We start from the raw sequence: 8,958 nt of genomic DNA, 5'->3' as shown, positions 1-8,958 counted from the left end.
TGCAGGGCGGCCTTTGGGGTGTCTACGTGCGAATCTTTGATTCGCTCAGTGATAGGGAATTTGGCCGAGTTGTTCCCCTTCCTGCCTGCCGGGCAGCCCCGGCAATGAAAACCATCATCCGCGCAGCGGATTCAAAACCAGATCACTCAACTAGTAAGCCACGCTCAAGCAAACCAACCACCCTACCTTGACCCCAACCGCCCCCTCGGCAACAATCCCCACGTTGCCGCCCACACGCGGCACACGGGATTGGCGTCCCGTAATCACTGTTAACTTGCTTGCGCAGACCCCTGCGCAAGCTGCTTTTCCATGGTCGTGCCATTCGGCAGGCGCATGGTGGGAGAGTGCTATGCACTCACCGGGTTAACAGTGTCCGGTACGCCAATCCTGCCACGCGCCTGCCAATACCTCAGCCTCACCCGGCAGGTGGTTTATCTTGTGTCACAGCAGGAGAAACACCATGCATCACGCTCAAAACTTCCCCCGTCGCCGCCGCTACAAACTGCACTCGCTGGAACAGCAGGAAGCCCTGCTTCCCTTTGTTCGTTTCTGCCCCGGCCGCACCTATCGGCATTACTGGCAAATGCCCACGCCCAGCAAGGACCTCCTCGCCGACCACGCCTACGGCCGCGAATGCGCGGCTCACCTGTTGCAATGGCTGAAGGACAATCGTGAATACGTCGGTAAAGGCCTGCTCAGCCGCGTGGCGCGCGACATCGATTTTGACGACCGCGCCGGACGCGGCCAGTGGATGGGCTTTTTCAACTATCTGGAAATCATGATGCTGCTGGGCGCCGACCGGGTCCGGGTCTACCGCCATGTAGACAGCCAGCACCAGATCTACCTGGCGCTGGGACAGCGCTTCAGCCTGGAAGCGCGCTTCCGCCGCATCCGCCTGCGAAACCGCTAAGCGTCTTGCGGTGGGTATCGCTGCGCTCCACCCACCCTACGGCGGAGGGTCTTGTAGGGTGGGTGGAGCCGCAGGCAATACCCACCAAACCCCGCCGCCAAGATCCAAGCATCGATTCCATCACGTTTCCGCGTGGGTATCGCTACGCTCCACCCACCCTACGGCAGGAGGTTTGGTCGGGGGTATTTGTAAGGTGGGTGGAGCCGTAGGCGATACCCACCAAAGCCCGCCGCCAAGACCCAAGCATCGATTCCATCGCGTTTCCGCGTGGGTATCGCTGCACTCCACCCACCCTACGGCAGGGGGTTTGGTCGGGGGTATTTGTAGGGTGGGAGGAGCCGATAGGCGATACCCACCAAACCCTGCCGCCAAGACCCAAGCATCGATCCCATCGCGTTTCCGCGTGGGTATCGCCGCGCTCCGCCCACCCTACGGCGGATGGTTTGGTCGGGGGTATTTGTAGGGTGGGTGGAGCTGAAAGGCGATACCCACCAAAGCCCGCCGCCAAGACCCAAGCATCGGTCCCATCGCGTTTCCGCGTGGGTATCGCCGCGCTCCGCCCTACGGCGGATGGTTTGCTTGGGTGGGAGGGTACCCTCCGCCGACACTGCCCAAGGACTCATCCGCCGCACCCCCTCGCGCAAACCGCTTTAATCCCCTCGCAACTGCTCGCTGCCCACTCCACATTCCTGCTTCAAGAAGGCGTAACCGGCCGGCGTGATCCGCAAGGCGCGGCTGTCGCTGCGGCGCTCGGTCAGGCCACGCTGTAAAAAGGCCTGGCACAAGGCCGCGCCCAGGCTGCCGGCGATGTGGTCGCGGCGCTCGCTCCAGTCCAGGCAGGCGCGCGCCAAGGGCCGGCGCGGGCGGGCGATGCCGGCCAGTTGAATGTCCAGCCGCGCCGCCAGCCAGTCCGCGCCGGCCGGCGTCACCGCGAACTCGCGCTCCTCGCGCCGTTGCAGCAGTTGCTGCTGTTGCAGGAAGTCGGCGACGGCAATGCCCAGCCGGCCGGCGAGGTGGTCGTAGCAGCTGCGCGCCAGGCGGATGTCGGCATTGCCCTTGGGACGCACCGCGCTCCGGTTTTCGCCGGCGGCGGCGGACAGCGCTTCCAGCGCGTGGGCGATGGCCGGGCTGGCCAGGCCGTAATAGCGGTGGCGGCCGCGCTGTTCCACCCGCACCGCCTGGCCGTGCAGCAGCTTGGCCAGATGGTTGCTGGCCGCTTGCGGCGACAGGCCGGCGGCCTGGGCCAGATCGCTGGCCGGGTAGAGGCGGCCGTCTTGCAACAGCAGCAGCATCAGCGCGCGGCCGGGGTCGGCCAGCAGGCTGGCCAGGCGGCTGATGTCGGGTATACGGTCGTGCGGGGCTGCAAGCATGGTTCATCCTCGGCTGAAACTTTGGCGGATGCCGCCGGCTACGATAAACCCATCGTCAAGCTTGAACAAGGAGAGCGGGAGTGGAGGATTTGCTGGGTTATCTGCATAGCCATTTTCTGAGCGAGCCGGCCTTGCTGGCGCGCAGCGGCGTGAGCCTGGACACCCTGCGCGGCTGGCAGCGGGCCGGCGCGGCGCCGTGGCCGTCCTACCGGCTGACGCTGAGCGGGGAGGCGGCGTCCTGCATGGGCGCGGCGGCGCTGAGCGCGGAGTCGGCCTGGTATCCGCAGGGCATGTTGTGCTGGCTGGGCCAGGCGCTGGCCTTGGACGGCGATCCGGAGCGCCTGCGCGCCTGTTTCGGCCGGCAGTGGCGCGCCGGGCTGGCGGCGCTGGAATTGCCGTCAGCCGAGGCGGAGCCGGACCTAGAGGCGGCGTGGCGGGATTTCCTGGCCGGCAGTTACGGGGTGTGCACCCGCGCCGGCTTGCCGGGGGAGATTGCGCAGAAGGAGGCGCTGGTGTCCTTGATCGACGCGCTGACCGAGCGGCAACGCCGGCCCGCTCTGGACCCGGCCCGGCGCGAGCGCCTGGCGTGGGCGGTGACGGCGCTGGATGGGGTGGCGGCGCCGTTTGCGCCGCATGAGCGGGCGGCTAGTTCGCGTGCCCGCTGCGTGGAACTGACGGGGCGGCTTTACCTGGCGGAGGCGGTATGAGCGCCTGGCCTTTGGACCCGCTGGCGGCGGTGACTCACGCCCATCCCTATCCCTATTACCGGGATCTGGCGCAGCGGCGGCCGCTGTATTTTGACGCCGGCCTGGGCGTGTGGGTGGCGGCCGGCCACGCGGCGGCGCAGGCGGTGTTGGCCGCGCCGGAGTGTCGGGTGCGGCCGCTGGATCAGGCGGCGCCGCCGCAGTTGGGCGATGGCGGCTTGGCGCGCACGTTCTGTCTGTGGGCGCGGATGAGCGAGGCGCCGCGCCATCCGGCGCTGAAGGCGGCCTTGAGCCGGGCCTTGGCGACGGCGGCGGGCGCGGAAGCAGGGCGCTTGGCCGAAAGCCTGGCGCGGGACTGGCTGATGCGCGAGCCTTTGAACGGCGAGGTGCTGGACCGGATGGCGCAGGGCTTGCCGGTGCTGACGCTGGCCGGCTTGTTGGGTCTGCCGGCGGCGGACGCGCCGGCCTTGGTCGTGGAAGTGGCGGCGGTGTCGCAAGCGTTGGCGGCGGATGCCGATGTAGAGGCGCTGGCGCGCGGAGAGCAGGCCTTGACGGCTTTGCAGGCGAGAGTGGCGGAGGCGCTGCCGCAGGCCGGCGGCATGCTGGCTGAGCTGAAGAATGAATTGGCGCCGGATGAGGCGACGCTGACGGCGAATGTGATCGGCCTGCTGTTCCAGAGCCTGGACGCCGGCGCCGGCCTGTTCGCCGCCGCTGTCTGGCATCAGGCCCAGGGCCGGCCGCTGGCGGCGGGCGCGGCGGCGGAGTGGGACGGGCTGGCTGTGCAGGACCCGGTCTTGCACAACACCCGCCGTTTCGTCGCGCGGGATTGGTCCTATGGCGGCCAGACCGTGCCGGCCGGCGCTTCGGTATTGGTTGTGTTGGCGGCGGCGGCTTTGGACCCGGCCGGGCCGGGCGAGGCCTTGATGTTCGGCGCCGGCCGGCATGCCTGCCCGGGCCGGGCGCTGGCGCTGGAGATCGCGCGCGGCGGCCTGGCGGCATTGGCGGCGGCGCGGCCGGATTGGCAAGACTTGACGGCGGCGGCGCGTTTTCGCCGGCTGCCCAACGCGCGGGTGCGCCTTTATGGCGAGAAAGGGAGAACGGAATGATTGCGGTGATTTTCGAGGTGGAGCTGGCCGAAGGCGGCCGGGACGGTTATCTGGCTTGGGCGGAACGCCTGGGGCGGGAGCTGGCGGAGGCGGACGGTTTCCTGTCGATCGAGCGCTTCGTCAGCCTGAATCGGCCGGAGAGGATGTTGTCGCTGTCGTTCTGGCGCGACGAGGCGTCGGTGGCGGCCTGGCGGCGGCTGGAGCCGCACCGCGCGGCGCAGCGGCAGGGCCGGGAGGCCTTGTTCGCCGATTACCGGCTGCGGGTGGCGGCGGTGCTGCGGGATTATGGGATGAACGAGCGGGCGCAAGCGCCCGATGGCGTCAGCCCTGAATTGGATGCAAGGCCTTGATCACGTAAAGATCAAAACGGGTGGATTTGCCGTCCAGCACCGCGGACGGCTTCACGCCCTCGATGGCCGCGCCCAGCCGCGGCCGTTTCACCACCACGCGGTTCTTGGCCGCGGCGATGGCGGCTTGCAGCAGCGCGGCGCTGTCCTGATCGTCGCCTATCACCTGCTGGAAGGCCTGCATGTCCTTCTTGGCGGCGGCGCTTTTCTTGTCGGTGTCCGGGAACATCGGATCGACGAACACCACGTCCGGGCGTTCGGCCTCGCTTAGCGCGGCCAGCCAGGCGATGGAGCTGGCGTGCACCAGATGCATGCGCGCGGCGATGTCGGCGGTGTCCGGGTGGCCGGCGGCGCGTTCCAGCGCGTCGGCCAGCAGCGCGGCGGCCACCGGCGAGCGCTCCACCAGGGTGACGCGGCAGCCCAGGCCGGCCAGCACGAAGCTGTCGCGGCCCAGGCCGGCGGTGGCGTCCACCACATAGGGCAGTTCCTTGGCGCCTTTCAGGCCGATGGCCTTGGCCACCGGTTGGCCGCGGCCGCCGCCCTGTTCGCGCCGATGCTTGGCCGCGCCCTCGACGAATTCCGCATACACCGCGCCGTGCTTGCCGGTGGTCAGCAGTTCCAGCCTTTGTTCGCCCAATTCCAGCCAATAGCCCTGCTCCGGCCGTTGTTCCAGCAGCGGCAGAGCGAAGCGCTGGCTCAACAGGCGGGCGGCGTCCAGGCGGTCGGGACGGGCGCAGTACAGCGGGGTGGCGGGCATGGAAAAATCCTTGGATGGGCGGACGGCGGACGAACGATACGGGATGAGACGGGCGAGGGCAAGCCGGGGGATTTTGAATATGTTGAACAAATATCATGTGTGCTACGTATTTGCACTTAGCTTACTTCGCGTGAGGAACAACTATTTTTTAAAGAGGGGGCTTCTTGGTCGCGCTTGACAGCTTTTGTCAGCTTGCCGGCTGCCCGGTTTGTTACGGTGTCGCTGTTGTTCTGATTCGAATTTATTTAATTGTCATTTATTTTTGCTTTGATACAGGTTCTAATCCGCTAAGCAGCTTTTGGGATGTAGTCGCAAGCGTGGTTCGATCTGGGTCTTGGCGCCTGTTCAATGCTTGTTGCGCTTGGTGAAGCGTCAGCGGGCGGATACGTCTTAAGAAAGGCCTATGTACCGTATGTACATTCCGCCTTCTCTGCCGTCTTCGCCTTGTCTCGCTCTTGCTCGCAAGATGTTGAACAGCCGCTTAAGCCGAAATAATCCGGGAGAGCGTGATGGGGTGGTGGAAATCAGCGGGGCAATCGCAAGGCAGTGACAAGAAGACACCGGCTCTCAAGCGCTCGCGCCTGCTGTTGCAGGCTCTGGAGCCCAGGTTGATGTTCGACGGCGCGGCGGCCGCCACGGCCGCCGCCGCCTCGGCGCATGCGGACGCGCCGCTTCCGGCGGAACGCCCGGCGCCGACGGAAGCGCCGCGGTCGGCCGCGGTGGAGCGTCTGGCGGAGAAGCTTGCCGCGGCGCTGGCGCCGACCGCGCCGCCCAAGCAGGTGGTGTTCGTCGAATCCAATGTCGCCAATTACCAAAGCCTGCTGGCGCAAATGCCGGCCGGCATGGAGGTGGTGGTGCTCAACGCCGGCAAGGACGGCCTGAGCCAGATCGCCGAGTGGGCCAAGACCCACCATGGCTACGCCGCCATCCACATCATTTCCCACGGCCAGAGCGGGGATTTGATGCTGGGCAACATGGAACTGACCACGGCCAAGCTGGACAGCCGCCAGGCGGACCTGAAAACCATAGGCCAATCCTTGCGCGCCGACGGCGACATCCTGCTCTACGGCTGCGACATCGCCGCCGGCAGCAGCGGCGCGGCCTTCGTCAGCGCGCTGTCCCGCTACACTCAGGCCGACGTGGCCGCGTCCACCGACGCCACCGGCGCGGCGCGCCTGGGCGGAGACTGGACGCTGGAGCGCAATAGCGGCCATATCGACGTGGATGCCTTGCATTTCAGCTATGACGCCTTGCTGGCGCGGCCGGTAACCGGCACCACTGATTTCACCGCATCGCTCGGCAACACCTATAACCCATCCGGCAGCGTGGTGAACGCCAGCGATGTCCAAGGTTGGGATTTCACAATGCAACTGGGTGCCAACCAAAACGGCTCTCAGTTAATCAGTGTTGAAAAGGCCGGTTCGGTGGCCACTGTAACAGTTGATGGCGTCAGCGACGGGAACATCCCCATCTCCTATCTGGGTGTCAAGTCCAACGACAACAGCTGTTTTACCTTGAACTCCATCGGCGTGGTGCTGAACGGCTACGATTCCAGTAGCGCCGGCGGCAATCTGCAATTGGTCGGTTATATCAACGGAGCGGCGGTCAGCGGGGCGACGTTGACGCTGAACGTGGGCGACGCGCTGCAAGGCAGCGGCGGGCTGGTGACTTTCAACGTGTCCGGCAACAGCGCCTTCCAGGGCATCGATTCCTTCCGGGTGTTGGCGGCCAGCGGCCATAATGTGACGGGCATGATAGGCATAGGCGCCATCAACGCCATCAATTTCGGCTTTGCGCCGACGCTGACCGCCAGCGGCGGCTCCAGCGCCTACAGCAGCGGCACCGGCACCGCGGTGACGGTGGACAGCGGCATCACCCTGTCCGACTCCGACAGCAGCACCCAGGCCAGCGCCACGGTGTCCATCAGCGGCAACTTCCAGAGCGGCCAGGACGTGCTGGCCTTCACCAACAACGGCAGCACCATGGGCAATATCACCGCCAGCTACAACAGCGGCACCGGGGTGCTGACGCTGACGTCCAGCGGCGCCACGGCCACGCTGGCTCAATGGCAGGCGGCCTTGCGCGCGGTGACTTATTCCGACAGCTCGCTGTCGCCCAATACCGGCAACCGCACCATCAGCTTCGCCATCAACGACGGCGCGATCAACAGCAGCGCGGTGACCAAGACGGTGACGGTGGCGGCGGATTCCGCGCCGGTGATAGGCAACCTCAACGGCGACAACCCCACTTTCACCGAGAAAGGCGGCGCGGTGAAACTGGACGTGGGCACCGCGGTCACGGTGACGGACAGCGACACCCCCAACTTCAACAGCGGCAATCTGACCGTGCACATCTCCGCCAACGGCCAGAGCGGCCAGGATGTGCTGGGCGTCGACACCAGCGGCTCGGTGTCCCTGTCCAGCGGCACCAGCGTGGGCAGCGTGGTGACGGTGGGCGGCGTGAGCATAGGCGTGATCGCCAGCAACGGCGACGGCGTGGGCGGCCATGATCTGATCGTCACCTTCAACAGCAACGCCACTCCGTCGCGGGTGGCCACCCTGCTGGCGGCGCTGACTTACAACAACAGCAGCAACGATCCCAACACCGCCACCCGCACCATCAACGTCAGCGTCAACGACGGCCGCGGCGGCACCGGCTCCAGCAATGTGACGGTGGCGGTGGCCGCGGTGAACGACGCGCCCACCGGCAGCGCCACCGCCTCCAATCCCACCTTTACGATGGGCGGCTCCGCGGTGACGGTGTTCAGCGGCGCCAGCGTCAGCGCCGTCGAATCCAGCCAGAGCGTGATCCTGCTGACGCTGACCGTGTCCGGCCTGCAAGACGGCAGCAGCGAAATCCTGTCCATAGACGGCAGCAATGTGGCGTTGACCAACGGCAACTCGGTTACCACCAGCGGCAACGGCCTGAGCGTCACCGTCTCGGTGTCCGGCGGCACCGCCACGGTGTCCATCAGCAGCAGCGGCGTTTCCGGCAGCACCGCGGCCAGCGTGATCAACGGCATCACCTATCGCGATAGCAACGGCAGCCCCTCCATCGGCAACCGGGTGGTGACGCTGACCAGCGTCAAGGACAACGGCGGCACCAGCAACGGCGGCGTGGACACCACCACGCTGGCCGTGGCGTCTACCGTCAGCGTGGCGGTGGTGCCGGTGGTGACCACCAGCGGCGGCAGCGCGGCCTTCACCGCCGGCGACAACACCGCGTCCACCCCGGTGGCGGTGGATTCCGGCATCACGGTGAGCAATAACGCCGGCCCCACGCTGGCCAGCGCCACGGTGTCCATCAGCGGCAATTTCCAGAGCGGGCAGGACGTGCTGGCCTTCACCAACGACGGCAGCACCATGGGCAATATCACCGCCAGCTACAACGCCGGCACCGGGGTGCTGACGCTGAGCTCCAGCGGCGGCAGCGCCACCTTGGCGCAATGGCAGGCGGCCTTGCGCGCGGTCACTTACACCGATACGGCGGTGACGCCTAATTCCGCCACCCGCACCGTCAGCTTCCAGGTCAACGACGGCAGCGCCAGCAGCGGCGTGGCCACGCGCTCGGTGACGGTGACGGCCACGGATCAAACGCCTATCGCCACCGCCAGCGGCGGCAGCGCGGTCTTCACCGCCGGCGACAACACCGCGTCCACGCCGGTGGCGGTGGATCCCGGCCTCACGGTCAGCGATCTGGACAACAGCACCTTGGCCAGCGCCACGGTGTCGATCAGCGGCAATTTCCAGAGCGGCCAGGACGTG

The 8,958-nt window shown here is 66.8% G+C and carries 7 protein-coding genes (1 of these 7 only partly in view); 5 read left to right on the top strand and 2 right to left on the bottom strand.

The genetic code is table 11. The annotated features are described in order from the left end of the window. Window positions 1–460 precede the first annotated feature (460 nt). Complete coding sequence (locus DB032_RS21010) at window positions 461–910, top strand: hypothetical protein (protein WP_107801172.1); 450 nt, start codon at window positions 461–463, stop codon at window positions 908–910. 650 nt (window positions 911–1,560) lie between these two features. Here the strand turns inward: DB032_RS21010 and DB032_RS21005 are convergent. Next, window positions 1,561–2,280 (bottom strand): helix-turn-helix transcriptional regulator, encoded by a 720-nt coding sequence (locus tag DB032_RS21005; RefSeq protein ID WP_107801171.1) that lies wholly within the window; start codon window positions 2,278–2,280, stop codon window positions 1,561–1,563. Window positions 2,281–2,360: 80 nt separating this feature from the next. On the opposite strand from DB032_RS21005, the gene DB032_RS21000 reads away from it, so the two are divergent. The 3 genes from DB032_RS21000 to DB032_RS20990 are packed head-to-tail and all read left to right on the top strand — an operon-like array spanning window position 2,361 to window position 4,440. After that, window positions 2,361–2,987: a DUF6058 family natural product biosynthesis protein gene (locus DB032_RS21000; protein ID WP_107801170.1), complete on the top strand. Its 627-nt coding sequence runs from the start codon at window positions 2,361–2,363 to the stop codon at window positions 2,985–2,987. Further along, window positions 2,984–4,090: a cytochrome gene (locus DB032_RS20995; RefSeq protein ID WP_107801169.1), complete on the top strand. Its 1,107-nt coding sequence runs from the start codon at window positions 2,984–2,986 to the stop codon at window positions 4,088–4,090. The genes DB032_RS21000 and DB032_RS20995 overlap by 4 nt, the downstream gene beginning before the upstream one ends. After that, a complete protein-coding gene (locus DB032_RS20990; protein ID WP_107801168.1) occupies window positions 4,087–4,440 on the top strand; it encodes an antibiotic biosynthesis monooxygenase in 354 nt (117 codons plus the stop codon). Before DB032_RS20995 ends, DB032_RS20990 begins: the two co-directional genes overlap by 4 nt. Here DB032_RS20990 and DB032_RS20985 read toward each other — a convergent pair. Then, a complete protein-coding gene (locus DB032_RS20985; protein ID WP_107801167.1) occupies window positions 4,412–5,194 on the bottom strand; it encodes a class I SAM-dependent methyltransferase in 783 nt (260 codons plus the stop codon). The two genes, DB032_RS20990 and DB032_RS20985, sit on opposite strands and share 29 nt — an antisense overlap. A gap of 509 nt (window positions 5,195–5,703) precedes the next feature. Here DB032_RS20985 and DB032_RS24470 point away from each other — a divergent pair. Beyond that, a protein-coding gene (locus DB032_RS24470; protein ID WP_199226055.1) for a DUF4347 domain-containing protein crosses the window boundary here: on the top strand, window positions 5,704–8,958 show its 5' portion. Its footprint extends 48 nt past the window's final position; only the first 3,255 of its 3,303 coding nucleotides appear in the window; it begins with the start codon at window positions 5,704–5,706; its stop codon lies off the right edge, out of view.

It is taken from the genome of Chromobacterium sp. Panama (assembly GCF_003052555.1).
GTDB lineage: Bacteria > Pseudomonadota > Gammaproteobacteria > Burkholderiales > Chromobacteriaceae > Chromobacterium.
The sequence above is the reverse complement of the archived record's forward strand: the minus strand, read 5'-3'. Positions and strand labels throughout refer to the sequence as shown.

Bases quoted from the DNA above. Each gene is read 5' to 3' on its own strand.
- DB032_RS21010 (WP_107801172.1), top strand. From the start codon at position 461: ATGCATCACGCTCAAAACTTCCCCCGTCGCCGCCGCTACAAACTGCAC.
- DB032_RS21005 (WP_107801171.1), bottom strand. From the start codon at position 2,280: ATGCTTGCAGCCCCGCACGACCGTATACCCGACATCAGCCGCCTGGCC.
- DB032_RS20995 (WP_107801169.1), top strand. From the start codon at position 2,984: ATGAGCGCCTGGCCTTTGGACCCGCTGGCGGCGGTGACTCACGCCCAT.
- DB032_RS20990 (WP_107801168.1), top strand. From the start codon at position 4,087: ATGATTGCGGTGATTTTCGAGGTGGAGCTGGCCGAAGGCGGCCGGGAC.
- DB032_RS20985 (WP_107801167.1), bottom strand. From the start codon at position 5,194: ATGCCCGCCACCCCGCTGTACTGCGCCCGTCCCGACCGCCTGGACGCC.